Annotated in this window: 21 protein-coding genes and 1 tRNA gene; 14 read left to right on the forward strand and 8 right to left on the reverse strand. The window is 67.4% G+C overall.

Going from position 1 to position 21,913, the window contains the following annotated elements:
* Positions 1 to 154: 154 nt before the first annotated feature.
* From DOM66_RS17875 to pcaG, 4 genes are all read left to right on the forward strand, one after another.
* Positions 155 to 1,342 (forward strand): alpha/beta fold hydrolase, encoded by a 1,188-nt coding sequence (locus tag DOM66_RS17875; RefSeq protein ID WP_110691070.1) that lies wholly within the window; start codon positions 155 to 157, stop codon positions 1,340 to 1,342.
* An 87-nt stretch (positions 1,343 to 1,429) separates the two neighbouring features.
* Positions 1,430 to 2,401 carry a LysR substrate-binding domain-containing protein gene (locus DOM66_RS17880; RefSeq protein WP_110677174.1) on the forward strand — a complete coding sequence of 324 codons (972 nt, stop codon included), beginning with the start codon at positions 1,430 to 1,432 and terminating at the stop codon, positions 2,399 to 2,401.
* Positions 2,402 to 2,534: 133 nt separating this feature from the next.
* Positions 2,535 to 3,281, forward strand: coding sequence for a protocatechuate 3,4-dioxygenase subunit beta (gene pcaH / locus DOM66_RS17885; RefSeq protein ID WP_110691114.1), 747 nt, complete (start codon positions 2,535 to 2,537; stop codon positions 3,279 to 3,281).
* A 10-nt stretch (positions 3,282 to 3,291) separates the two neighbouring features.
* A complete protein-coding gene (pcaG, locus tag DOM66_RS17890) occupies positions 3,292 to 3,924 on the forward strand; it encodes a protocatechuate 3,4-dioxygenase subunit alpha (protein WP_110677176.1) in 633 nt (210 codons plus the stop codon).
* Between the two features lie 78 nt (positions 3,925 to 4,002).
* On the opposite strand, the gene codB is transcribed toward pcaG, so the two are convergent.
* Together codB and DOM66_RS17900 are read right to left on the reverse strand one after the other, a co-directional pair.
* A complete protein-coding gene (gene codB, locus DOM66_RS17895) occupies positions 4,003 to 5,259 on the reverse strand; it encodes a cytosine permease (RefSeq protein WP_110691071.1) in 1,257 nt (418 codons plus the stop codon).
* A gap of 303 nt (positions 5,260 to 5,562) precedes the next feature.
* Positions 5,563 to 6,459: a helix-turn-helix domain-containing protein gene (locus DOM66_RS17900; RefSeq protein WP_110677179.1), complete on the reverse strand. Its 897-nt coding sequence runs from the start codon at positions 6,457 to 6,459 to the stop codon at positions 5,563 to 5,565.
* Between the two features lie 184 nt (positions 6,460 to 6,643).
* Between DOM66_RS17900 and pobA the strand changes: the two genes are divergently transcribed.
* Positions 6,644 to 7,828 carry a 4-hydroxybenzoate 3-monooxygenase gene (gene pobA / locus DOM66_RS17905; protein WP_110677180.1) on the forward strand — a complete coding sequence of 395 codons (1,185 nt, stop codon included), beginning with the start codon at positions 6,644 to 6,646 and terminating at the stop codon, positions 7,826 to 7,828.
* A gap of 170 nt (positions 7,829 to 7,998) precedes the next feature.
* Here pobA and DOM66_RS17910 read toward each other — a convergent pair whose 3' ends face one another.
* From DOM66_RS17910 to DOM66_RS17920, 3 genes are all read right to left on the reverse strand, one after another.
* Positions 7,999 to 9,522 carry a sodium:solute symporter family protein gene (locus DOM66_RS17910; RefSeq protein WP_110677182.1) on the reverse strand — a complete coding sequence of 508 codons (1,524 nt, stop codon included), beginning with the start codon at positions 9,520 to 9,522 and terminating at the stop codon, positions 7,999 to 8,001.
* Positions 9,519 to 9,758, reverse strand: a complete 240-nt coding sequence (locus tag DOM66_RS17915) for a hypothetical protein (RefSeq protein WP_110691072.1) — start codon at positions 9,756 to 9,758, stop codon at positions 9,519 to 9,521. Before DOM66_RS17915 ends, DOM66_RS17910 begins: the two co-directional genes overlap by 4 nt.
* 251 nt (positions 9,759 to 10,009) lie before the next feature.
* A complete protein-coding gene (locus DOM66_RS17920) occupies positions 10,010 to 10,918 on the reverse strand; it encodes a LysR family transcriptional regulator (protein ID WP_110691073.1) in 909 nt (302 codons plus the stop codon).
* A gap of 107 nt (positions 10,919 to 11,025) precedes the next feature.
* Here DOM66_RS17920 and DOM66_RS17925 point away from each other — a divergent pair, with 107 nt between their 5' ends.
* From DOM66_RS17925 to DOM66_RS17940, 4 genes are all read left to right on the forward strand, one after another.
* Positions 11,026 to 12,144, forward strand: a complete 1,119-nt coding sequence (locus DOM66_RS17925; protein WP_110677189.1) for a muconate cycloisomerase family protein — start codon at positions 11,026 to 11,028, stop codon at positions 12,142 to 12,144.
* 14 nt (positions 12,145 to 12,158) lie between these two features.
* On the forward strand, positions 12,159 to 12,449 hold the full coding sequence (gene catC, locus DOM66_RS17930) for a muconolactone Delta-isomerase (protein ID WP_110677191.1): 291 nt from the start codon (positions 12,159 to 12,161) through the stop codon (positions 12,447 to 12,449).
* A 57-nt stretch (positions 12,450 to 12,506) separates the two neighbouring features.
* On the forward strand, positions 12,507 to 13,478 hold the full coding sequence (gene catA / locus DOM66_RS17935; protein ID WP_110691074.1) for a catechol 1,2-dioxygenase: 972 nt from the start codon (positions 12,507 to 12,509) through the stop codon (positions 13,476 to 13,478).
* A 295-nt stretch (positions 13,479 to 13,773) separates the two neighbouring features.
* Entirely contained in the window at positions 13,774 to 14,193 is a 420-nt protein-coding gene (locus DOM66_RS17940) for a thiol-disulfide oxidoreductase DCC family protein (RefSeq protein ID WP_110691075.1), read from the forward strand.
* A 36-nt stretch (positions 14,194 to 14,229) separates the two neighbouring features.
* On the opposite strand, the gene DOM66_RS17945 is transcribed toward DOM66_RS17940, so the two are convergent.
* From DOM66_RS17945 to DOM66_RS17955, 3 genes are all read right to left on the reverse strand, one after another.
* Positions 14,230 to 15,198: an ABC transporter substrate-binding protein gene (locus DOM66_RS17945; RefSeq protein WP_110691076.1), complete on the reverse strand. Its 969-nt coding sequence runs from the start codon at positions 15,196 to 15,198 to the stop codon at positions 14,230 to 14,232.
* Between the two features lie 98 nt (positions 15,199 to 15,296).
* Positions 15,297 to 16,739 carry a sensor histidine kinase gene (locus DOM66_RS17950; RefSeq protein WP_110691077.1) on the reverse strand — a complete coding sequence of 481 codons (1,443 nt, stop codon included), beginning with the start codon at positions 16,737 to 16,739 and terminating at the stop codon, positions 15,297 to 15,299.
* Complete coding sequence (locus DOM66_RS17955) at positions 16,736 to 17,404, reverse strand: response regulator (protein WP_110677201.1); 669 nt, start codon at positions 17,402 to 17,404, stop codon at positions 16,736 to 16,738. Before DOM66_RS17955 ends, DOM66_RS17950 begins: the two co-directional genes overlap by 4 nt.
* A 292-nt stretch (positions 17,405 to 17,696) precedes the next feature.
* On the opposite strand from DOM66_RS17955, the gene DOM66_RS17960 reads away from it, so the two are divergent.
* The 5 genes from DOM66_RS17960 (at position 17,697) to DOM66_RS17980 (ending at position 21,857) form a co-directional block, all read left to right on the forward strand.
* A complete protein-coding gene (locus tag DOM66_RS17960; protein WP_110691078.1) occupies positions 17,697 to 18,686 on the forward strand; it encodes a Bug family tripartite tricarboxylate transporter substrate binding protein in 990 nt (329 codons plus the stop codon).
* Complete coding sequence (locus DOM66_RS17965) at positions 18,683 to 19,141, forward strand: tripartite tricarboxylate transporter TctB family protein (protein WP_110691079.1); 459 nt, start codon at positions 18,683 to 18,685, stop codon at positions 19,139 to 19,141. Before DOM66_RS17960 ends, DOM66_RS17965 begins: the two co-directional genes overlap by 4 nt.
* Positions 19,141 to 20,649, forward strand: coding sequence for a tripartite tricarboxylate transporter permease (locus DOM66_RS17970; protein WP_110677207.1), 1,509 nt, complete (start codon positions 19,141 to 19,143; stop codon positions 20,647 to 20,649). Before DOM66_RS17965 ends, DOM66_RS17970 begins: the two co-directional genes overlap by 1 nt.
* 181 nt (positions 20,650 to 20,830) lie before the next feature.
* The gene (locus tag DOM66_RS17975) at positions 20,831 to 21,556 is read left to right on the forward strand and encodes a transporter substrate-binding domain-containing protein (RefSeq protein WP_110677209.1); all 726 of its coding nucleotides are present in this window, start codon (positions 20,831 to 20,833) and stop codon (positions 21,554 to 21,556) included.
* Between the two features lie 211 nt (positions 21,557 to 21,767).
* Positions 21,768 to 21,857 (forward strand) — tRNA-Ser (locus DOM66_RS17980).
* The last annotated feature ends 56 nt before the right edge of the window (positions 21,858 to 21,913 follow it).

Genomic DNA, 21,913 nt, shown 5'->3' on the forward strand with positions numbered 1-21,913 from the left:
GCGAGCGGAGCGAGTCACATGCTCATTTACACTGCGTAAACTCCGCTCTTTCGCCTATTTTCGCCTTGTCTTGCCCACGCTCGTCGACTTTTCATACAGCGCCTATGTTCTTTACGCCAACTGCCTGCGCGCACTCGAACCAAGGAGCCTCGTCATGCCTTTCGTCACGCTCGATGACCGCACCGTCGCCTATCGTCTGCTCGGTGGCGACACCCAGCCGCTGCTGCTGCTGGCCCACCCGCTGGGGATGAGCCAGGCGGTGTGGGACAGCGTCATCACCCCGCTGACTCGACGCTTCCGCGTGCTCACCTGGGATCTGCCGGGACACGGCGCCAGCGCCGGCTGGCCCGTAGCGCGGGGCGAGATCACTCCGGCGGCGCTGGCCGCCGAGGCCCTGGCCCTGGCCGATCTCGCCGGGGCCGAGCGTTTCCATTTCGCCGGCACCTCGATCGGCGGCGTGATCGGCCAGCAGCTGCTGAGCGCACATCCCGAGCGGCTCTACTCGGCGACCCTGACCAACACCGGCGCGGTGATCGGCAGTGCCGAGATGTGGCAGACCCGCGCCGACCGGGTACGCAGCGAGGGGCTGGCTGCGATGAGCGCGGAGATCGTGCCGCGCTGGTTCGCGCCGGCGAGCGTCGAGGGCGACCCCGCCCTGGCTGCCGGCTGGCGGGTGGCGATGTCGCGCAACGAGGCCGAGTCCTACGCGCTGATGTGCGAGATGCTCGGCCGCCACAGCTTCGTCGGGCGTCTGGGCGCCAACGCCGGTGAGGCGACGCAAGCGGTGCCGCTCACGCTGGTCGGCGGTAGCGAAGACGGCGCCACGCCACCGGCGACCCTCGCCGCGCTGGCCGAGGAGTGTGGGGCCGAGGCCCCGACGATTTTCGAGGGCGTGGGCCACGTGCCCTCGCTGGAGGCACCGGCGCGCCTGGTGGAGTTGCTGCTGACACGGCTGTCACCGGCCGCATCCAAGGCGCAGGGCGTCGATCTCGCCACCGGCATGGAGGCCCGTCAGGCGGTGCTCGGCGCGGACCACGTCGCCCGTGCCGCGCAGCAGGCGACCTCGCTGGACCGGCCGTTCCAGCAGATGATCACCCGGCTGGCCTGGGGGGAGCTGTGGAGCGATCCCGATCTCGACCATCGCGAGCGCAGCATGATCACCACCGCGATTCTCGCCGCGCTGGGGCGCGAGGAGCTGGTGCTGCATCTCAAGACCGCCAAGCGGATCGGCCTGAGCGAAGCCGAGCTGCGCCAGGTACTGATGCACGTGGCGGTCTATGCCGGGGTGCCGGCCGCCAACCACGCCTTCGGCCTGGCCAAGCAGCACGGCTGGGGCGGTTGACGCCCCCACGCGGCTGGGCTCTCATCGTGGCTGATCGCCATCCGGGCCCGCCGCGGCCCGCGTGAATCCCGCTTCAGGAGTGCCGTGATGCTCAATGCCCGGGTCAAGCTGCGCCACCTGATGGCGTTCCAGGAGGTGGCTCGGCTCAACAGCATGGCGCGGGCGGCGCAGACCCTCTCGATCACCCAGCCGGCGATGTCGAAGACCATCCGCGAGCTCGAGGAGATTGTCGGTGCGGCGCTCTTCGCCCGCAGCCCCTCGGGGGTTACGCTGACCGCGGCGGGCTCGATGCTGCTGCGCCATGCCGGCCCGGCGCTGCGCAGCCTGGATGCCGGCTTCCGCGCGGTGCACCAGACCAGCGCCCAGGCGGTGGTGCGTCTCGGCGCGCTCTCCAGCGTCGAGCAGGGGCTGCTGCCCCGGGCGCTGGTGCGGCTTGCCCAGACGCTGCCCGGGGTGCGGGTGCAGGTGACCACCGGCTCTAGCGCCTACCTGCTCTCGCGGCTGGGGCTCGGCGAGCTGGAGATGGTGGTGGGGCGGATGAGTGAGGCACGCGAGATTCGCGGGCTGCATTTCGAGCCGCTCTACCACGAGCCGCTGGTCCTGGTCGCGCGCGCCGGTCATGCGCTGGTGGCGGCGGAGGTCGATATCGATGCCGCGGCGCTGGCCGAGGCCGCCTGGGTGATTCCACCCGAGGCCACCACACTGCGCGAGCAGGTCGAGCGCTTCTGGGTCGAGCAGGGCGGCTGGTGCCCGCCGATCGCGCTGGAGACGCTCTCGCTGTCGCTCAGCCGGCGCTACGTGCTGGCCACCGACGCGGTGTGGGTGGCGCCACTGGACGCGGTGCGCGAGGACCTCGCCGCCGGCGTGCTGGTGCGTCTGCAGGTGGCGCTGGAGGCCCATGGCGGGGCGCTCGGCCTGTGCACCAATCTATCGCTGCCGCTGAGCGCCGGGGCCGAACAGCTGCAGGCGTGCCTGAGAGAGATCGCCGCTGAGGTGAGTGACGCTGACGTTGACGACGCCGAGGTGAACGCCGACGGCCAGACGCCTTTCGATCTTTGAGCGCACCTTGAGCTTTGACCGATCTTCGACCTTTGCCCGATATAGCCCCCCGGTTATGTCCGGGCGCGAGGCTTTCACTTGGCAGGCGGTGGTGGTGGGGGAGAATGGAGCCATCGACGAGCTGGAGAGGCCCATGCCCCACAACGACGACACGCGCTTCGTGCCCCGCGACCACAACTGGCACCCCCCGGCCCACGCCCCCGGCTACAAGACCAGCGTGGCGCGCTCGCCGCGCCAGGCGCTGGTCAGCCTGGTCGCGCCGACGCGCTCCGAACTCGCCGGCCCCGACTTCACCAGCCTGCGCCTGGGGCCCCACGACAACGACCTGCTGCTCAACTTCCGTGAAGACCCCGCCCTGGCGGGCACGGCCGGCCTGCCCATCGGCGAGCGTATCCTGCTGTTCGGCCGCGTGGTGGATCAGTTCGGCAAGCCGGTGCCGCAGACCCTGGTGGAGATGTGGCAGGCCAATGCCGGCGGCCGTTATCGGCATAAGAAGGATCGCTATCTCGCCCCGCTCGACCCCAACTTCGGCGGCGTCGGGCGCTGCCTGAGCGACGCCGACGGCTGGTACCGCTTCCGCACCATCAAGCCCGGCCCCTATCCCTGGCCCAACGACGTCAACAGCTGGCGCCCGGCGCATATCCACGTCTCGGTGATGGGACCCTCGATCTCCACTCGGTTGATCACCCAGATGTACTTCGAGGGCGATCCGCTGATCCCGCTGTGTCCGATCGTCAACACCCTGCGCGACCCGGAGGCGGTCGCCACCATGACCGGGCGCCTCGACATGGCGCGCAGCCGCAGCATGGACTGCCTCGCCTACCGCTTCGATCTGGTGGTGCGCGGCGCGGTGCAGACCTATTTCGAGAATCAGGGGTAAGGAGTCCGTCATGCATCAGCCCAATTCGCGCCCGCTAGCCGACACCCTGCTCAAGGAGACAGCCTCGCAGACTGCCGGGCCCTATGTGCATATCGGCCTTGCGCTGGAACTCGCCGGCCTGCCACCGCGCGATGAAGAGATCGGCCCGCGGCTTGCCGGCGACGGCGCCAAGGGCGAGCACATCGATCTCGTCGGCCGGGTCATCGATGGCAATGGCGACACCGTACGCGATGCGCTGCTCGAGGCCTGGCAGGCCGACGCCGATGGCGAATACCAGTGCCAGTTCGATCTCGCCGCGCCCTTCAACAGCTTCGGGCGCAGCGCCGCCACCGCGGAGAACGACGGCGAGTGGCGCTTCGCGACCCTCAAGCCCGGGGCGGTGGCACTGGCGGATGGCCGGCGCATGGCGCCCCACGTCAACCTGGCGATCTTCGCCCGGGGCATCAACATCCAGCTCCAGACCCGGCTCTACTTCGACGACGAAGAGGCCGCCAACGCTGCCTGCCCGATCCTCAACGCGATCGAATCCGTCACCCGGCGCCAGACCCTGATCGCGACCCGGGAGACGCGCGAGGGGCGTCCCTGCTACCGCTTCGATATTCGCCTGCAGGGTGAGGGCGAGACGGTGTTCTTCGATTTCTGACACCTGGCGGTGGCATGATCGCTCTGGCATGCCGTGCCCTGGGTCCAGCCCGCTATCCCGGCACGGGTGAGTGCCATGTCACTCCTTGGCCGGGCTCGGCAGCGTGGCGTTGAGGGGCAGCTTCAGCAGCACGGCGTAGCTCGCGGCCGCCACGATGACACCCACCAGCGGCGGGAGTAGCGGCGAGAAGTAAGCCGCCGCGGAGGCGATCGCATAGGCGGCCAGCCCGGTCCCGTTGAAGGCGGGCAGGCGGACCTCGGCCAGCGCCGGGTAGCGGCCTTTGTGGTTGAGCCAGAAGTCCGCCATGATCACGCCGCCGATCGGTGGGATGAAGGTGCCGAGTAGCACCAGGAACGGAATCAGCAGGTTGTACATGCCGCCCACGGCCAGCACGGTACCGATGGCGGCGCCGGTCACGGTGACCACCCGGCGCTTGTCGGTACGCAGCAGGTTGCAGCCGGCCACGGCGAAGTTGTAGATGGTGTTGTCCTGGGTGGTCCAGATGTTGAGGAACAGCATCAGCACGGCCAGCGTCACGAAGCCCTGGGCCAGCATGACATCGACGATATCCGCCTGCTGATAGATCATCGCGCCCAGCGCCCCGGTCAGCACCATCAGGCCGTTGCCGACGAAGAAGGCGCCCAGCGTCGCGATCACGGCGACCCTGGGGGTACGGGCGAAACGGCTCCAGTTGGTGGCCTGGGTGCCGCCGCTGATGAAGGTGCCGATCACCACGGTGATGGCCGCGGCGACGCTCATGCTCGTGCTGGGCGTCTGACCCGCCAGGCCGGAGAGCCCGCCCACGTCCACCATGCCGGTGTAGAGGCTGATCAGGATGAACAGCAGCATCGCCGGTACGGCGACCCGGGACAGCAGGTCGAGCCCGCGAAAGCCGATCATCGCGGTGACGCAGAAGGCCATGCCGAAGAGCACCATCAGCGGCGTCTCCAGCGCTGCCGACAGGCCCAGCGTCTTGACCAGCACCACGGCGATGGTGGCGGTACCCCAGGCGTACCAGCCGATCTGGGTAAAGCCGAGGAGGGCGTCGGAGAGTTTGCTGCCCACCTCACCGAAGCAGAAACGCCCCATCAGTACCGAGTTGAGACCGCTCTTGCAGGCGATGTAGGCCAGAGCCGCCGCATAGGCGCCCAGCAGCAGGTTGCCGATGAGGATCACCCACAGCAGTTGGCCGAACGAGAAGGCGCTGCCGAGGGAGCCGCCTGCCCACATGGTGGCGGTGAAGAAGGTGAAGCCGAGCAGTACCGCCGAGGTGGAGAGCAGCCCCTTGCGTTCGCTGTCGGGTACTTCGCTCAAGGGGTAATCCGAGGTTTCCATGACGTTCTCCGCATGATGTTCGCCTGAACAGTAGTGTGTCCCCTGCCTGAATCCTCCATGAAGCAAGGTGCGTTCCACTATTCGTCGGATGACCAAAGACGGGGCGCGGTTGTCGGTTTTCGATCGCTGGCGTGTCGATAACGCGTGTCATCCGCACGAGCGGCCCGCGGCGGGGCGAGTCGGGTCGGCGGGCGCACGCGGTTCATGCACCATCCTGGTTCGCTAAATGCACCACTCAGGGGCGTGGCTCTCCGCGTGCTGTGACAAGAAGGGCTGGTAAAGCGAATGTTCGAGGCCGGGCGCTCATCCCCGCGCATCGCTGCGCTGGCGAAAGGCGCGCGGCGTCATGCCGGTGCCGCGCTTGAAGAAGCGCGTGAAGTAGGTGGGTTCGGTGAAGCCCAGGCGCTCGCCGATCTGGGCGATGCTCTGTTGGGTATAGGTGAGCTGGCGCTTGGCCTCCAGCAGCAGCCGTGCGTGCAGCAGCTGCAGTGCACTGTGGCCGGTGAGCCGCCGGCACAGCGCGTTGAGATGGGCGTCGCCGATGCCCAGTTCGGCCGCCAGTTCGGGAATCGAGGGCTGGTCGGCGAAGTGGGTCTCGATCAGTTGCCGATAGCGTTCGAGATGACGCTCGCCGCGCTCCTGGCCGGCCCTGGGGAGGCGCTGGCGGCGTCTGGCGCGGCGCCATAGCTGCAGCGTCACCGCCTCGATCAGGGTCGTCAGCATCGCCTCGCGATCCTCCTGGGTGCCCCCCGGCGCGCGCCGGTACTCGCTATCCAGCAGTGCGATCAGCTGTGCCAGCGGCGCGGCCTCGGCCTGTGCCGCCAGCGGATAGTGAGTGGCGGCGTCGAGCACCTCGGCCTGGGGCAGGCGTTCGCGTAGGCGCGCCACCAGCGGCTGCGCCAGGGTGACGATATGCCCCTGGGTCTGGGGCGAGAAGCGAAAGCCGTGAATCACGGTGGCCGGCACGCAGATCATGGCCGGCGTGTCGATGGCGGCCTCGAGGTCGCCCAGCTGCAGCTCGACCTGGCCCTCGCGCAGCAGCAGCAGGTGCATCAGATCGGCGTGGCGGTGCGGGCGGATATGCCAGGCATAGAGCCGGCTGCGCTCGGCGATGGTCTCGCAGTGGAGCAGGTCCGGGGTGGGCCAGTGGCGAGTCTCGCCGTAGAGCTGATAGGTGGGAACGGGCGGTGAAGTCACCATGCTGATAGCCCTCGGGTCGTGGCGTGCTGGGGTCTCTCCCGGGATCAGACTAAAGTCAGGTGCCTATCCGTGGAAATGATCATTTTGGCTAGGAATCTTGCCTTATTCGAGGCTCTTCGATGGCGAACAATGGTGGTGAAAAGTGCCATTTCGGGCTGTGGCCCGCCATTGGAGGAGAGGCATCATGCGCACGCAAGTCGCGATCGTCGGCGCCGGCCCCGCCGGCCTGCTGCTGGGACAGCTGCTATATCGTCACGGTATCGATAACGTCATCGTCGAGCGGCGCTCGGCGGACTATGTCCTGGGGCGTATCCGCGCCGGCGTGTTGGAGCAGGGGATGGTCGAGCTGCTGCACCAGGCCGGGGTCGGGGCACGGGTGGACGCCGAGGGAATTCCCCACGACGGTTTCGAGATGGCGCTGGGCGAGCGCCGGGTGCGCGTCGATCTGGCCGCGCTGACCGGGGGAAAGCGAGTCACCGTCTACGGCCAGACCGAGGTCACCCGCGATCTGATGGCGGCCCGGCGTGAGGCCGGGCTGACCACCCTCTACGACGCCGAGGAGGTGGCGCTGCACGGCATCGAGAGCGAGTCGCCCCATCTCGAATGCCGCTACAACGGCGAGTGGATGCGCCTCGAGTGCGACTACATCGCCGGCTGCGACGGCTTCCATGGCGTCTCGCGCCAGTCGATCCCCGCGACGAAGCTCACCACCTTCGAGCGTGACTATCCGTTCGGCTGGCTGGGGCTACTCGCCGATACCCCGCCGGTACACCATGAGCTGATCTACGCTCGCCATGAACGTGGCTTTGCGCTGTGCAGCATGCGCTCCGCCGAGCGCAGCCGCTACTACCTGCAGGTGCCCGCCGGCGAGCGGGTCGAGGCGTGGTCGGACGACCGTTTCTGGGACGAGCTGTCGCGCCGGATACCGCGGGAAGTGGCAGCGCAGCTGGTCACCGGGCCGTCGCTGGAGAAGAGCATCGCGCCGCTGCACAGTTTCGTCGCCGAGCCGATGCAGCACGGGCGGCTGTTCCTGGCCGGCGACGCCGCGCACATCGTTCCCCCCACCGGCGCCAAGGGGCTCAATCTGGCCGCCAGCGACGTGAGCGTGCTGCATCGACTGTTCGCTGCCATCTACCACCAGGGGCGCACCGATCTGATCCCGCGCTACTCGCCCACCTGCCTGCGCCGGGTATGGAAGGCCGAGCGCTTCTCCTGGTGGATGACGCGTCATCTGCACGACTTCGGTCAGCCGCTCGACTTCGACGAGCGGGTGCGCCAGGCGGAGTTCGACTACAGCCTCGGCTCCCACGCCGGCCTGACCACGATCGCCGAGAACTACGTCGGTCTGCCCTACGAGACCCTGGAGTAAGGCACTGCCGTCCCGAGGAGAGCGGGAGCGGGGAAAGCTTGGGGCGAGGAGAGGCTGGGGGAGAGGAGAGAGAAACGAGAAGGCGCTGAGACGAACACGCCTTCGCCAGTGGCGAAGGCGTGTCCGGTAGGTGACGCGGAGGGTGTGTGGATGAGACGCGATCTGGGCGCTCAGACCGCGCGGGCCGCTGCCGCCGACGGTGGGAAGGCGATGATCTCTTCGGCGCGCTCGCGCTGGGCCGGGGAGGCGCCGAACAGCAGCGAGCCCCCGACGCACAGCAGCAGATTGAGCGACAGCCCCCAGAGCCCGCTGAACACCCCCAGCGGGCGGTAGCCGGCGAAGGTGAAGGCGGCCGCCAGGATAGTGCCGGCGAGCATGCCGACGAACACCGCCTGGGTGTTCAGGCGCCGCCAGTAGAGGCCCAGAATCAGCGCTGGGGCGGTCTGGATCAGCACCTCGAACTTGAGCACGAAGATCTGATAGAGCGTGCCCGGCGGATACCAGGCGATCAGCACCAGCACCACCACCGCGGCGACACCGACCAGCTTGCCCACCAGGATCTTGCGGTACTCGCTGGCGTCGGGGGCGACGTAGCGGCCGTAGAGGTCGTGGGAGATGATCGAGGAGAAGGTCAAGAGCACCGAATCCGCGGTGGAGACGATCGCCGCGATCACCCCGCCGAACAGCAGCACCATGGCCCAGTAGAAGAAGGCGTTCTGGTTGGCCAGGGCGTTGGCGAGCATGCCCACCAGCTGCTCCGACTGCGCCGTGGTGAGATCGGGAAAGGCGCTGATGCCGATGATGCCGACCATGAACACCACGCCCGCGGTCAGAAACGGCATGTAGGCCATGCGGATGAACGAGCGCTTGAGAGTGCGTTCGCTACGCGCGGAGAAGATACGCTGGAAGGCGTGGGGGTAGATCGCCGCGCCGATCCCCACCAGCACCAGTAGGCAGAACCAGGTGGTCAATGCAGTGCCCGTGGGCGCCCCCAGCTTCTGTGGCGCGTTGGCGGCCATGGTCGCGGCGGCGCTGGGCAGCCCACCGAGATAGATCAGCGAGCCGATCAGCAGGGTGAACACCCCGAACAGCAGCGCCAGGCCCTGAATGGTGTCGGTATAGGCCACCGAGCGCATGCCGCCGAGCCAGCTGTAGGCGACCATGATCACGATGAAGAATATCACCCCGACCTGATAGGGGATGGTGCCGCCGGTGAGCCCCGAGACGCCCTGACCGATGGCCACGAACTGCTCCAGCAGATAGTTGCCGAGGCCGTAGAGCATGAGGATGGCGGCGAGTACGCTGACCCGCTTGGAGCGGAAGCGCAGGTCGATCCAGTCCACCGGGGTGAGCAGGCTGAAGCGCCGCCCCAGTGAGTAGAGCCGGGGGGCGAAGAACAGATACACCATGATGATCATGATGAAGAACGGCACCGACACCAGGTACTGATAGCCCAGGCGGTAGGCCGTCGGCGGATAGCCGACCACGGTGTTGCCGCTGTACTGGGTGGCGAAGAAGGTGAAGAACAGCACCATGGCGCCGAGGCCGCGTCCGCCCAGATAGTATTCGTCGAGACTCTCGCGCACGCCGCGGTGGCGCAGGAAGGCGAACAGCCCCACCGCCAGCATCAGGCCGCCGTAGAGCCCCAGGACCAGAATCCCCGACCAGCCGCCGAAAGCGAGCTCCATGTTCATCGCTCATCCTCCGTCTCGTCGGCGCCGGTATCCCACTGGCACAGCACCACCCAGGTGATGAAAATCGACAGCGCCAGCGACACCGCGATGATGATCAGCGCCCAGTAGGGAATGCCCCAGAACAGCGGCGACCAGGATCCGGCCGGAAAGTACCAGGGCGTGACCAGGGTGAAGAGCACGCCGAAGCCGATCCACACGGCGGGCTTTTTGACCGGTTCGGTAATCCGTTTTTTCATGTGTTCCCCCGATGGCGTGCGTGCGTCGGCGCACGACGAATTCGACCGTGGACTATAGCCAGCGCGTTTGCGCCCTGGCTATTGACGTTCGGCAAAGCGAGGCTTCGCGACGGGCGAACGCTTACGACCTTGGTGGAGGGTGTCGGTGGCGGTCGGGAGAGTCGTGCTGGCGGTCGGAAGGGTGGCTAGGCGTCAGGTGGATGTCAGCTGGACGCCGGATACGCCGACCGCTGTCGACCACTGTATCCGGGCTATCCGTCGGGGGGGAAACGTCCGCTGAGCCGGTTGCCCCACAGCGCCTTCAGGATATCGTTGGTCATGGCCATCGCGGGCGTCACGGGCTCTCGCCGACGACTGCAGATGATCGGCGAGGTGATGTTCTCCTCGGCCAGGCGGGCGTAGGCCACCTCGCGGCGCTGCATGCGCATGACCTGCTCCGGAACCAGGCTGAAACCCAGCTCGGAGGCGACCAGCCCCAGTGCGGTCTGGAGTTCGTTGGTTTCCTGGATCACCTGTACCTTGAGCCCGCGCAGGCGGAACAGGCTGAGGATCGTATCGGCGTAGCTCGGACGTGGCGCGGCCGGGTAGATGATGAGGGGATAGGCGGCGAGCTGAGCCAGTGTCGGGCGGGTGCCCGCCAGTGGATGCGCCGCTGGCAGGGCGGCGACGATCGGCTCGTCGAGCAGGATCTCCTGCACGACGTCCGGATCATCGACCCAGAGGCGGCCGAAGCCGATGTCGATGCGGCCGGCCTTGAGCGCCTGTACCTGACTGACCGTGGTCAGCTCCAGCAGCAGGAGTTCGATGTCATCCTTTTGTCGCAGTCGGCGAATCAGCTGTGGCAGCTGACCGAACAGCAGGGATCCCACCAGACCGATCCCGAACACCTGGTGCCCGCGCCGCGCCATGCGCCGCGTGGCCGTCACGGTGGTATCGACCTTTTCCAGAATCTGCAGCGCGTGCTCGAGGAAGAATTTGCCTTCGTGGGTCAGTGTCAGCCCACGTGCCCGGCGCGTGAATAGCGGTGCCCCCAGTTCTGTCTCCAACTGCTTGATTTGCCGAGACAAGGGAGGCTGCGCCATATGTAGTCGTTGGGCCGCGCGGGTGAGGTTGAGCTCCTCGGCGACCGCACAAAAGTAGCGTAGCTGACGCAGTTCCATGCATACCTTCAAAGTATGGGAAAGAACCCAAACGATATTTTTCGCCGCTCGTGGGCGCAATCAGACTTAGGTCACTTCACTGGCCATCGTCTGGACAAGAGGCGCCCATGCCCCCCGTCATCTCTTCGATCTCCACCCAGCTCGTCGATCTGCCCACCATTCGGCCGCATCGGCTGTCCATGACCACCATGGCCCGCCAGACGCTGGTCATCGTGCGCCTGCGCAGCTCCGATGACATCGAAGGTGTGGGTGAAGCCACCACCATCGGCGGGCTGAGCTACAGCGCGGAGAGCCCTGAGAGCATCCAGTGCAACATCGATGCCTGGCTGGCCCCGCTGCTGATCGGTCAGCCGGCCGACAACCTCAATGCGCTGATGGCCCGCCTCGACCGTCACGCGCGCGGCAACGCCATCGCCCGCTCGGCACTGGAAACGGCGCTGCTGGATGCTCAGGGCAAGCGCCTCGGCGTTTCGGTGGCGACGCTGCTGGGCGGCGCGGTGCATGACCATCTCCCGGTGCTGTGGACGCTGGCCAGCGGCGATACCCGCAAGGACATCGACGAAGCCTTTCAACGACTGGACGAGCGCCGTCACTGCCAGTTCAAGCTCAAGCTGGGTGCCAACGCCTTGGGTGAGGATCTGCGTCATACCGAGGCGATCTGCGCGGCACTCGAAGGGCGCGCCGGTGTGCAGGTCGATATCAATCAGGCCTGGGACGAAAGCACTGCCGTTCAGGGGATCTCCGCACTCGAGGCGGCCGGCGTCGCACTGATCGAACAGCCGATTCCCGCCCGCCAGGTGTCCGGGCTCACGCGTCTGGCCAACCGTTTCCGAGTGCCGATGCTGGCCGACGAAGCCGTTCAGGACGCCGGCGATGGCCTGACACTCTTGAACGCCGGTTTCAGCGGTGCTTTCGCGCTCAAGATCGCCAAGGCCGGTGGGCCACGCGGCGCCCTCAAACTGGCTCACCTGGCACGGAGTGCGGGTGTCGGCCTCTACGGCGGCACCCTGCTCGAAGGCACCATCGGCACCGCCGCCTCGCTGCACGCCTGGTCCACACTGCCGTCGCTCGAGTGGGGTACCGAGATGTTCGGGCCGCTGCTGCTGCAGGACGACATCGTCACCGAGGGGCTTTGCTACCACGAGTTCGGCGTCGACCTGCCCAGCGGTCCGGGCCTGGGGATCACCCTCGATGAAGACCGGCTGCGCTTTTACACCCGCCCCTGATCCGGAGAAGTCCCATGCTGTTTCACGTCGAAATGCGCGTTCATCTGCCAAGTGACATGCCCGAAGCGAAGGCCGCCGAGATCAAGGCGACCGAAAAGGCTTACTCCCAGACGCTGCAGCGAGAGGGTACCTGGCGTCATCTGTGGCGGGTGGCCGGCAGCTACTCGAACGTCAGTATCTTCGATGTCGAGGACAACGAGGCCCTGCACCGCATCATCAGTGGTTTGCCGCTGTTTCCCTACATGGAGATTCAGGTCCGTCCGCTGTGTCGTCATCCCTCCTCGATTCGTGACGACGACAGCTGACCGATCACCAGGCCGTCTGACCGTGGCACATTCAAACGACACAAAGAGGTGATACCCATGAGCGTGAAGATCTTCGATACCCCTGAGGTACAGGACTTTCTGGCCAAGATCAGCGGGCTGGAAGCGTCGGGTGGCAACGCACGGTCCAAGCAGATCGTGCATCGTCTGGTGAGCGATCTGTTCCGACTGATCGACGATTTCGACGTCACCGAGGAGGAGTACTGGGCCGCCGTCAATCTGCTCAATGCCCTCGGCAGCCAGACCCAGTTCGGTCTGCTCTCGCCGGGCCTTGGGTTCGATCATTTTCTCGACATGCGCCGAGACGCCATCGACGCCGAAGCCAAGCGCACCGGCGGTACGCCACGCACCATCGAAGGCCCGCTATACGTGGCCGGCGCCCCGGAAGCCGAGGGCTTTGCCCGCATGAGTGATGAGGCCACCGAAGGCGAGACCATGTGGCTCACCGGCCAGGTGCGCGACGTCGACGGCACGCCGATCCAGGGCGCCAAGGTCGAGATCTGGCACGCCAACGACAAGGGGGGCTATTCGTTCTTCGACCCGTCGCAATCCGAGTACAACCTGCGCCGCACCCTCTATACCGACAGCGACGGCCGCTACACCGCCCGCAGCGTCATTCCCTCCGGCTATGGCGTCCCCGAGGGCTCGCCCACCGATGTCGTCCTCACGTCGCTGGGGCGCCACGGCCGACGCCCGGCGCACATTCACTTCTTCATCTCGTCGCCCGGCCACCAGCACCTGACCACCCAGATCAATCTGGCCGGCGACCCCTACACCTTCGACGACTTCGCCTTTGCCACCCGCGAAGAGCTGGTGATCCCCGCCGAGCGCATCGAGGACGCCGACGAGATCCAGCAGCGCGGACTGGAGGGGCCTTTCTCGCAGGTGATATTCGACATCGAGCTCGCCCCGACCGATGAGTCGGCGTTGCAGACGCGTCACGCCAGACCGCGTGCCAAAGAGAACGCCCACGATCTGGCGAGCCAGCTGGCCGGTACCGCCAAGGTCTAGGTTGCCCACTGGCGTCATGGCCCAACGTCTTCGGCCTCGGTGACGATGAGCTGGACGAGGCGCTCTCCGACGAGGCGGGCGATATCAACGGCTCGGCAGGGCCAGCGGCGGGTGGCGACAGCGGCTGCGTCATCGAAGTCAAAAACCGCTACCGACGCGCTCGTCGCTGGGCGCTGTCGCCTCATGGCGGTCTCGAGGTGACACTGTTCGCGCCGCGCCGTGCCCTATCGGCTTCGAGACGCGGCCTTTTCCGCTACGCTTGTGGTCACCGATAACGTTGTGAGGAGAGAGTCCCATGAGCGAGCTGACACTCTTCTACGATGGTGCCTGCCCCCTGTGTGTCCACGAGATCAGCCATCTGCGGCGGCTGGATCGCCACCGGCGCATCCGCTTCGAGGATATCCACGCCACCGATTTCAGCGAGCGCTGGCCCGATGTCGACCCGGCGGACGCCAGCGCGATCCTGCTCGGGTACTACCGCGGCGAGCGCCTGCGCGGGCTCGATGTGACCCACCGGGCCTGGTCGCTGGTGGGGCGTGGCTGGCTCACCGCACCGTTGCGCTGGCCGCTGATCAAGCCGCTGGCGGACCTTGTCTACCGCTGGTTCGCGCCACGCCGCTATCTGCTCTCTGGCTGGCTGACCGGTCGCCAGCGCTGTGCACCCTGTGACAGCGGCCAGTGCCGGATCGACGATGACGCGCCGCCGCGCGCCTGAGCTTGTCGACTTTTCAGACAGCACCTAGGGCGCGGCTCACTCGCTGAGGATGTTGAGCTCGCGGTCCCAGCGGCGCAGAAAGGCCTGGCGCCGCAGGGGGTCGACGAAGGCGAGCAGGGTGGCGTTGACGGGAATCGGATAGAGGTGGTCGCCGACCTGATCGCGCAGGCGCTGGGCGGTGTAGGGGCCGATGACGTCGTCGCGCACGCTGAACAGCGGCGTGCTTCCGGCCAGGATGTGCTGGCCGCGCTGGCTGAGCAGGAAGTCGACGAAGCGGCGTGCGGCCTCCGGGTGCGGCGCATCGCGGTGGACGAAGACCATCCGCATCAGCACCAGCGAGTAGTCGCTGGGCACCTGCACGATGATGTCCGGGTGGTTCTGCGCCCACACCATGGCGTAGGAGCCGAGCAGGTTGTAGCCGAGCCAGTAGCGGCCTGCGCTCAGGCCCTCGAGCATCTCCTGGGTACTCTTGGCCAGATCGACGTCGGCGGCCCCCATCGCCGCGACCAGATCCCAGATACGTGACGTGTAGCGGGCATCCTGCTGCAGCAGGGTGTAGCCGACGCCGCTGTCGCGGGGTGAGTAGGTGACCACGCGCCCGCGCAGCCAGTCGCGGTCATGGGTCAGCATATCGAGCAGATCGCGGTGGGTGGTCGGCGGCAGCATGTGCGAGGCGAGTTCCAGCCGATAGGCCATCACCACCGGCTCGAAGGTGAAGCCGAACACCTCGTTGCGCCACTTGGCCCAGGCGGGCCAGTGCTGGGCCTCGACGCTGTCGAGCGCCTGCGCCCGGCCCTCGTTGCTCAGCGCCAGCTGCCACGGCATCGCCGAGCTGATCACCACGTCCGGTGGTGCCTCGGGGTCGCGTGCCCGGCGGTCGGCCTCGAGCGATGAACTGTCGCGGTAGTCGAGGGTGATCTGCGGATACTCGGCGCTGAAGGCGTCGAGCACCGGCTGGAACACCGGGCGATCCAGCGCTGCCTCGACGATCAACGGCTCGGCCATGGCGGATGGCACTCCCGATCCCAGCCCTAGCCACAGACCCCATCCCAGCGATAGACAGAGGCGGGCCAGGGCGGCCGATCGCTGGCGCTGCGGGTGGCTCATGCGTGTGCTCCGGTGTCAGGGGTGTGCGTGTCGGGGGCCGAGTCAGGCGGGTCGAGGCGCACCAGCGTCAGCGACAGGCGCAGCCCGTGCGGGCTCACCGCACTCAGTTCGAGCGGGCTGCCGTGACGCCGGGCGATGGAGTCGACGATCGCCAGGCCCAGCCCCGAGCCCTCGGTGTCCTGGCGCTGGCCGCGCTCGAACGGGCGTGTCAGGCGCTCGCGCGCCGCTGCCTCGACCCCGGGGCCGTCATCCTCGATCGACAGCATCAGCCGGCCGGGGGCGAGATCGCGCAGCGTCACCGTGATCTGGCTGCCGCGTGGGGTATAGCGGCAGGCGTTGTCGATCAGATTGTTGAGCAGCTCGTGCAGCGCCCAGGACTCGCCGGCGACCCAGGCGGGCAAGGTGCACGCCAGCGCCAGGCCGAGATCGTGATCGCGGCTCTCCTGGCGATCGGCCCACTCCGTCACCACCTCACGCAGCAGCGTATCCAGCGCCAGTGGCTGGCGCTCCTGATCGGGGCCCAGATGGCGCAGACGGGTCAGGCTGAGCATCTGGCCGGCCAGCCGGCTGGTACGGCTGGCGCTGTCGTGGACCTCACCCAGGGCGCGCCGCCAGGCTGCCGGGTCGGGGCTGGCCAGGGCCAGCTCCGAGGTGCTCTGCAGCCCCGCCAGCGGCGTCTTCAGCTGGTGCGAGGCGTCGGCGATGAAGCGCAGCAGGGTGGCGCGACGATCGCGCTGATCGGCGAGCAGGCGGTTCAGGGTATCCACCCATTCACGCATCTCCCGCGGGACCTCCAGGGCGAGTGGCTCGACGTCGTCCGGGTGGCGGTCGCGCAGCGCCCGGCGCAGGCGCTCCAGCGGCGCCAGCAGCGCGCGCAGGGCGATCATCAGCAGCGCCGCGGTGATCAGCACCATGGCGGCGAAGCGCGACGCGCTCTTCTCGAACAGTTCGCCGGCGAGCAGTTCGCGCCCGCGGCGGGTGTGGCCGACCCAGAGCTGCACCGGCTCCTGGGTATCCCAGCCGGCGGAGTCGATCTCGCGGCCGTGGAGACGGATCGGCACGCCGTCCAGGTCGGCGTCGTAGAACACCGGGTGATGGCCGGCGGCCCGGCGCATGGCGGCGCTGATCGGCAGCTCGGCGTTGCGCGTGATGAGTCGGCCGTTGTCGGCCTGGAGCCAGTAGAACACCCGCTCCTGCCACTGGGTGGCGAGAATCTGCAGCGCCGAGGCGGGCATCTCCAGGGTGGGCTGGCCGTCGGGCCACTGCAGCGACTCCGCCATGGTCAGGCTGGCGGCGGCGAGCTGGCCGTCGAGGGCGCGGTCGGCGGCCTTGTGGGCGCTGGTGTAGGCCTCGATCAGCAGCAGCGTGCCGAGCCCGGCGACGATCGCGATCAGCCACAGCGCCAGGCGGCGCTTGAGCGACACCGGGGGCACGCTCACTCGCGGCGCTCCTCCAGCCGGTAGCCCAGCCCGCGCAGGGTGCGGATCGCCAGCGGGGTCTCCTGGAGCCGCTTGCGCAGCCGGCTGACGTAGACCTCGAGGGCGTTGGCGCCCACCGCTTCGAAGCCGAACAGGCGATCCTCCAGGCTCTCCCGGGCCACGATGCGCCCGGCGTTGAGCATCAGCGCTTCGAGCAGGCGGAACTCGCGGCGCGGCAGGTCCAGGGGTTCCCCCGCCAGCCACACGCTGGCGGCGTGGGTGTCCAGGGTCAGGCAGGCGAAGTGCAGGCGGTCGTCGATGCGCTGCTGGCTACGCCGCAGCAGCGCGCGCACTCGCGCTTCCAGCTCGCTGATCGAGAAGGGTTTGGCCAGGTAGTCGTCGGCGCCCAGGTCGAGCCCGCGCACACGATCCTCGAGCCCATCGCGGGCGGTGAGGATCATCACCGGGGTGGCATCGCCGGTGTCGCGCAGGCGTGCCAGCAGCTCGAGCCCGCTGCCGTCGGGCAGGCCCAGGTCGAGCAGGATCAGATCGAAGCGGCGCTGGCGCAGCGCCTGCCAGGCGTCCTCGACCCGGGTCAGCGCATCGATGCCATAGCCGGCGCGGGACATCGCCTCGCCCAATGAGCGCGACAGCAGCGGATCGTCCTCGATGACCAGCAAGTGCATGACGGGCCTCCGGGCCGGGTGTGGAAAGTGTCAGCTCGCAAGCACGAGATCGACAGTGCCAGATAAGACGTGCCAGCCCGCGAGCCTATTGGGGCGTGCTTTCAAGCCCCCGCTCGTTCGAGCCCCAGGCCTTTAAGACCAATGTCTTAATTAGACCAAAGGTTTAGATGACAGGTTGATGAAAGGTTGGCGGCCTAGCATCGCCCAGGTGCTGTTTGACAAGTCGCTCACAGGCCGATGCCGACGAGAGCCCGAGCGGATAGCGAGCATAACAATCCAGGAGACGCTGAGCATGCCGAAATCATCTTCCCTTCGCCGCTGGTTGGCCGCCGCCGTGGCCGGTGGCGCCCTGCTGGCCGGTGCTGTCCAGGCCCAGGCCAAACCCCCCGAATGTATCGCCCCGGCCAAGCCCGGCGGTGGCTACGACCTCACCTGCCGTCTGGCTGCCAATGGCCTGCAGGAGGCCAAGCTGATCGACGAGCCGATGCTGGTCACCTACATGCCGGGCGGGATCGGCGCAGTCGCCTATAACCACGTCACCGGTGTGCGCAACGACGACCCCAACCTGATCGTCGCCGCGAGTACCGGTGCCGCGCTCAATCTGGCGCTGAAGAAGTTCGGTGCCAAGCAGTCGGTCGACGATGTGCGCTGGCTGGGTGCGCTGGGGGTCGACTACGGTGCGGTGGTGGTGCGTAACGACGCCCCTTGGCAGAACCTCGACGAGCTGATGCAGGCGCTGAAGAAGAATCCCTCCAGCGTGGTGATCGGGGCCGGCGGCACGATCGGCAGCCAGGACTGGATGAAGGCGGCGCTGATGGCGAAATCCGCCAGCATCGACCCGCGCAAGCTGCGCTACGTCTCCTTCGAGGGCGGTGGCGAGGCGCTGGCGGCACTGCTGGGCGAGCACATCCAGGTGTTCACCGGTGACCTGGCCGAGCTCAAGCCGCAGCTCGACAGCGGTGAAGTGCGGATCCTCGCGGCACTCGCCGAAGAGCGTCAGGGTGGCCCCTATGCCGACATCCCCACCGCCAAGGAGCAGGGCTACGACGTCGAATGGCCGATCTGGCGCGGCTACTACATGGGTCCGAAGGTCAGCGACGAAGCCTATCAGGCGTGGGTCGAGCGTCTGCGCGAGCTGAGCCAGACCGAGAGCTTCGCCAAGCTGCGCGAAGGCCGTGGGCTGTTCCCGATGAGCAAGTTCGGGGATGACTTCGACCAGTACGTCAAGCAGCAGGTCGCCGGCTTCTCGCAACTGGCCAAGGAAGTGGGTCTGACCCAATGACACACGCCGCCGACCGAATCCTGAGTCTGCTGTTGCTCGGTCTGGCGGCGTTCATCGCCGTCCAGGCCTGGCATCTCGAGGTGCCGTTCAGCTACGACCCGGTGGGTCCGAAGGCCTTCCCGCTGCTGCTGGCGGGATTGCTGGCGCTGCTCGCGGTGGTGCTGTTCGTGCGCCCGGGGCCCAACGGCGAATGGCCCAGCGGGGCGCTGCTGCTGCGCCTGCTGGTGGTGATGGGGCTGCTGGTGGTGTACGCCGCACTGTTCATCCAGGCCGGCTACCTGCTGATCACTGCGCTGGTCAGCGTGGCGATCGCCTGGCTGTTCGGCGCGTCACCGCCCAAGGCACTGGTCGGCGGCGTGCTGCTCTCCCTCGGCAGCTATCTGCTGTTCACCTACGCGCTGGGCATTTCGCTACCCACCGGTAGCTGGATCGAACCGCTGCTGGGAGCCAACTGATGTTCGATTTCCTGATCCAGGGCTTCGGCGTCGCGCTGACGCCGCTCAATCTCGGGCTCGCCTTCCTCGGCGCACTGCTGGGCACCTTGTTCGGTGCGCTGCCGGGCATCGGCCCGATCAACGGCATCGCCATCCTGATGCCGCTGGCCTACACCCTCGGCTTGCCGGCGGAGTCGTCACTGATTCTGCTGGCGGGCATCTATACCGGCTCCGAGTACGGCGGACGCATGTCGAGCATCCTGCTCAACGTGCCCGGTGACGCCGGCGCGGTGATGACCACGCTGGATGGCCATCCGCTGGCCAAGAAGGGCCTCGCCGGCCCGGCGCTGGGGCTCTCCGCGGTGAGCTCGTTCATCGGTGCCACGGTGGCGATCCTGGGGCTGACCCTGTTCGCGCCGCTGCTGGCGATAGTGGCGGTCAAGTTCGGCCCCGCCGAGTTCTTCGCGCTGATGATCTTCGCCTTCGCCTCGATGTCGGCGATGATGGGCAAGGACCCGCTCAAGACGCTGATCGGCGCCGTGCTCGGCGTGCTCATCTCCACCGTCGGGGTCGACTCCGGCACCGGCGTGCTGCGCTTCACCTTCGACATGCCCGAGCTCTACGACGGCATCGACTTCGTGGTGATGATCATCGGGCTGTTCGCGGTCAGCGAGATCCTGCTGATGCTCGAGCACGCCTTCCGCCACGATCAGGATGGCGAGATGGCGCCGATCGGCCGTGTCATGGTCAAGATGAGTGAGGTGCTCTACTGCAAGTGGGCGATCCTGCGCTCCAGCGTGATCGGCTTCGTCATCGGCGTGCTGCCGGGTACCGGCGCCTCCGTTGCCAGCGCCGTGGCCTACACCACCGAGAAGCGCATAAGCGACCACGACAACAGCTTCGGCACCGGCAACATGCGCGGTCTGGCGGCGCCGGAAGCGGCCAACAACGCCTCCGCCGCCGGCTCCTTCGTGCCCATGTTGACCCTCGGCATCCCCGGTTCCGGCACCACCGCGATCCTGCTCGGCGCGCTGATGCTCTACAACATCAATCCGGGGCCGATGATGTTCCGCGAGCAGCCGATGGTGGTGGGCGGGCTGATCGCCTCGCTCTACATCGGCAACGTCATGCTGCTGCTGCTCAACCTGCCGCTGGCCGGGGTCTTCGCCCGCGTGCTGCAGGTCCCGCGCTGGCTGCTGGTGCCGAGCGTGGCGATTCTTGCCTTCGTCGGCGTCTATCAGCTGCACTCCGACCTGATGGCGATCTACCTGATGCTGGTCATCGGTGTGTTCGGCTATCTGCTGCGCAAGTTCGGCTTCTCGCTGGCACCGGTGGTGCTGGGCTTCGTGCTCGGCGGGCTGATGGAGGAGAACCTGCGCCGGGCACTGTCGATCAGTGGTGGCGATCTCGCCATCCTGTGGCAGTCTGGGCTCTCGATCGGGCTGTGGATCGCTGCCGCCGCGGTGGCGTTCATCCCGCTGTTCGCAGGCAGGCTCAAGGCCAGGTTCCTGCCCGGCCGCACCGCCTGAGGCGCATCCGCTGGCAGGGTCGGGCGGCGCGCTCCCGCTGCCGGTGTTGCCGTTGGCCTTCAAGCCCCGCTTCGGCGGGGCTTTTTGCTGGGACTCATGTCGAAGATGACTTGATGCCGGCAGGGGGCTATTGTCTGCCCATCTTTCACAGCGCGCCGAGTCTCGGCCATCGGGAGTGATCATGCAGACATCGAAAGGTCAGGTTCGGGCCCTGCTGGCGCCGGAAGGGCGGCTCAAGGTGGCGATCAACTACGGCAATCCGGTACTGGCCCAGCGCCGTGAGGATGGCGAGCCGGGCGGGGTCTCCGCGGCCCTGGCCCGGGCGCTGGCGGCGGAGCTGGATGTGGCTGTCGCGTTCGTCACCTACGAGGCCGCCGGCGCCGTGGTCGCCGATCTCGAACACGCCGACTGGCGGCTGGCGTTTCTGGCCCGCGATCCCAAGCGCGCCGAGACGATCCACTTCACCTCGCCCTATGTGCTGATCGAGGGCACTTATCTGGTCCCCGAGGCGGCGCCGTTCGCCCAGGTCGATGAGCTCGACCGTGACGGTGTGCGCATCGCGGTGGGCGAGGGCGCGGCCTACGACCTCTATCTCTCGCGCACCCTCCAGCACGCCGAGCTGGTGCGCGCGCCCACCTCGGCGGCGGCGATCGAGAGGTTCGTCGAGCAGGGGCTCGACGCCGCCGCCGGGGTGCGCCAGCCGCTGACCCGCTACGCCGAGGCACACCCCGGCTATCGAGTGCTGCCGGGGCGCTTCACTGCGATCGAGCAGTGCATGGCGCTGCCCCGCGCCCAGGCCGAGGTCGCCGACTACGTCGAGGCGTTCCTGGCGCGGATGAAGCATGAGGGCATGGTCCAGCGTGCGCTGAGCGAGAGCGGGCAGGGCGATGCGGAGGTCGCCCCCTGAGACGGTGCCTATAAACGGCCTGCGCTCGGCGAGTTCGTGAACACCCTCTCGAGCGCGGAGCCCTAGCGCAGGTGGCGGTTTTTGCCCCGAAAAATGCCGGGGGGCTTCACACGATGCGGGTATTTTCTGTTATGCTTCGTCACCGCGAAACGCCGGTAACCTCTGGCGGCACCCTGTGAGTGCTTTCAGAACGTTGTTGGCCTTTGCGTCAGGAGAGGTGGCAGAGTGGTCGAATGCACCGCACTCGAAATGCGGCATACCTTCGCGGGTATCGAGGGTTCAAATCCCTCCCTCTCCGCCACGAACAGCAAAAAGCCGGCTCATGTAGCCGGCTTTTTCGTGGGCTCTCCTCAGGTA

Origin of the sequence: Salinicola endophyticus, assembly GCF_003206575.1 — a bacterium.
GTDB lineage: Bacteria > Pseudomonadota > Gammaproteobacteria > Pseudomonadales > Halomonadaceae > Salinicola > Salinicola endophyticus.

Excerpts from the sequence above, each read along its gene's own strand:
- DOM66_RS17900 (WP_110677179.1), bottom strand. The coding sequence starts at position 6,459 with ATGGTGACTTCACCGCCCGTTCCCACCTATCAGCTCTACGGCGAGACT.
- DOM66_RS17880 (WP_110677174.1), top strand. The coding sequence starts at position 1,430 with ATGCTCAATGCCCGGGTCAAGCTGCGCCACCTGATGGCGTTCCAGGAG.
- DOM66_RS17910 (WP_110677182.1), bottom strand. The coding sequence starts at position 9,522 with ATGAACATGGAGCTCGCTTTCGGCGGCTGGTCGGGGATTCTGGTCCTG.
- DOM66_RS17945 (WP_110691076.1), bottom strand. The coding sequence starts at position 15,198 with ATGGCCGAGCCGTTGATCGTCGAGGCAGCGCTGGATCGCCCGGTGTTC.
- DOM66_RS17955 (WP_110677201.1), bottom strand. The coding sequence starts at position 17,404 with ATGCACTTGCTGGTCATCGAGGACGATCCGCTGCTGTCGCGCTCATTG.
- codB (WP_110691071.1), bottom strand. The coding sequence starts at position 5,259 with ATGGAAACCTCGGATTACCCCTTGAGCGAAGTACCCGACAGCGAACGC.
- catA (WP_110691074.1), top strand. The coding sequence starts at position 12,507 with ATGAGCGTGAAGATCTTCGATACCCCTGAGGTACAGGACTTTCTGGCC.
- DOM66_RS17875 (WP_110691070.1), top strand. The coding sequence starts at position 155 with ATGCCTTTCGTCACGCTCGATGACCGCACCGTCGCCTATCGTCTGCTC.
- DOM66_RS17940 (WP_110691075.1), top strand. The coding sequence starts at position 13,774 with ATGAGCGAGCTGACACTCTTCTACGATGGTGCCTGCCCCCTGTGTGTC.
- DOM66_RS17915 (WP_110691072.1), bottom strand. The coding sequence starts at position 9,758 with ATGAAAAAACGGATTACCGAACCGGTCAAAAAGCCCGCCGTGTGGATC.
- DOM66_RS17965 (WP_110691079.1), top strand. The coding sequence starts at position 18,683 with ATGACACACGCCGCCGACCGAATCCTGAGTCTGCTGTTGCTCGGTCTG.
- pcaG (WP_110677176.1), top strand. The coding sequence starts at position 3,292 with ATGCATCAGCCCAATTCGCGCCCGCTAGCCGACACCCTGCTCAAGGAG.
- DOM66_RS17960 (WP_110691078.1), top strand. The coding sequence starts at position 17,697 with ATGCCGAAATCATCTTCCCTTCGCCGCTGGTTGGCCGCCGCCGTGGCC.
- DOM66_RS17970 (WP_110677207.1), top strand. The coding sequence starts at position 19,141 with ATGTTCGATTTCCTGATCCAGGGCTTCGGCGTCGCGCTGACGCCGCTC.
- DOM66_RS17975 (WP_110677209.1), top strand. The coding sequence starts at position 20,831 with ATGCAGACATCGAAAGGTCAGGTTCGGGCCCTGCTGGCGCCGGAAGGG.
- DOM66_RS17925 (WP_110677189.1), top strand. The coding sequence starts at position 11,026 with ATGCCCCCCGTCATCTCTTCGATCTCCACCCAGCTCGTCGATCTGCCC.
- pcaH (WP_110691114.1), top strand. The coding sequence starts at position 2,535 with ATGCCCCACAACGACGACACGCGCTTCGTGCCCCGCGACCACAACTGG.
- catC (WP_110677191.1), top strand. The coding sequence starts at position 12,159 with ATGCTGTTTCACGTCGAAATGCGCGTTCATCTGCCAAGTGACATGCCC.
- DOM66_RS17920 (WP_110691073.1), bottom strand. The coding sequence starts at position 10,918 with ATGGAACTGCGTCAGCTACGCTACTTTTGTGCGGTCGCCGAGGAGCTC.
- pobA (WP_110677180.1), top strand. The coding sequence starts at position 6,644 with ATGCGCACGCAAGTCGCGATCGTCGGCGCCGGCCCCGCCGGCCTGCTG.